Here is a 1,392-nt window from a genome sequence, read left to right as displayed (position 1 = left end):
GTAATGCCAGTCAGTTAAGAGATTGACTGGCTTTTTCTTGGGTATTTTTGAGGTTTTCCTTTTACAACCCTTGGATAACTCCTCATCCGTCTCTCAGGTAAAACATATCTATCAGATTTCTCCATTAAACTTTCCAGATGTTTGGGGAGATTACCTGCAGAAGCCAAAGAGTCGAATCTGAGTAAATTAAGAATAGCGATAGATGCAATATGAAAACTGATTCTCAAAGGACTTACTTTAGCTCGTTGAGCCATATATTTCATTTGTCTTCTTAGAACATTATAAGCAATCAAGACACCCCATAATTCTTGATAAATTAAGTCTGGTTGCTTGCTTCTTAAGAGCTTACCTTTCTGTAAATTGCTTTTAATTTCTCGGTAACACATTTCAATTTCCCAACGCTGAGCATATAACTTTGCCAAGGCTATAAGTGGGTATGTCTTTGAATCTAATAATGAAGTAATGTAACGTCTGATTTTTCCTGCCTGCTCAACTTCAATCAAACGTGCCTCCCAATAATCCCCTAACGTTGGGTTAAGTTTCTTGGCTCTAGCTGATATTGGCATCCTGATATGAAAATCATGTGGGGAATTCCGTTTAATAATTTCATAACGTAAATTATCTTTTGCTCGCATCAGCCAATGACTTGATTCTGCACGTGTTTGCCACCCTATTAGAAAATCAGCAGAGAAATAAGCTCGATCAAATAATGTAATACTTTGTGCCGGAGGAGATAATTGATTTCCTAATGTGAGTTCACCCTGATCCATACTGCCTATTTGGGCATCTATGATTTCATGGGTATTGGTATTGACTAGGCACGTGGCTCTCACTTGTGGGTAAGGTGCTACAGCAGTTTTACCTTTAGATGAGCCAAAATGATTAAAGTTCTCTTCGGTCAGCGGCATAGACCAAACCACCCCATCAACAGCACATATGCTAAGTCCTTGAAAGCTTGAATATTGTTGCTGTGTTTCATCAAACCATGCTTGGCTGAGCAGAGAGAATAAGGTACTTAAAGGCTCTTGTCCTAAACGTTGTCGTGCTTGGACTGCTGCACTAGGAACACAATATTCTGTTGTACCAAACACGAGGTTTAATTGCTCTACCACATAGCTGATGGGTTGATTGCGAAACAAGGCAAGCCCAATAACAAGCCAAACCACATGCTCAGCAGGTAATTTTCTCCTTCTGATTGATGCCTTACCTGTTTGATGCAGGCTTGTTTCAATCCAATTTAAATCAATAAGTTCACAAAAATGGTTGAGTGATGGGAGAGAATGTTCAAGAGTGGATTCTAAATGTTCAGATAAAGACATAAAAAAATGAGCGTATTTACATACACTCATTTTTACTACATTTTACTAAAATTTGCTTAACTGACTGGCATTA

General features: G+C 38.4%; 1 protein-coding gene. It reads right to left on the bottom strand.

Annotation, left to right across the window (positions count from 1 at the left end):
• Window positions 1-14: 14 nt before the first annotated feature.
• A complete protein-coding gene (locus tag FTT64_RS14320) occupies window positions 15-1,319 on the bottom strand; it encodes an IS4 family transposase (RefSeq protein WP_163142058.1) in 1,305 nt (434 codons plus the stop codon).
• Between the last annotated feature and the right edge of the window lie 73 nt (window positions 1,320-1,392).

Source organism: Acinetobacter sp. Q186-3, from assembly GCF_013420655.1.
Classification (GTDB): Bacteria; Pseudomonadota; Gammaproteobacteria; order Pseudomonadales; family Moraxellaceae; genus Acinetobacter; species Acinetobacter indicus.
This window is presented reverse-complemented; position numbering and strand designations above follow the sequence as displayed.

Coding starts and splice junctions, on each gene's coding strand:
- FTT64_RS14320 (WP_163142058.1), bottom strand. CDS start 1,319: ATGTCTTTATCTGAACATTTAGAATCCACTCTTGAACATTCTCTCCCA.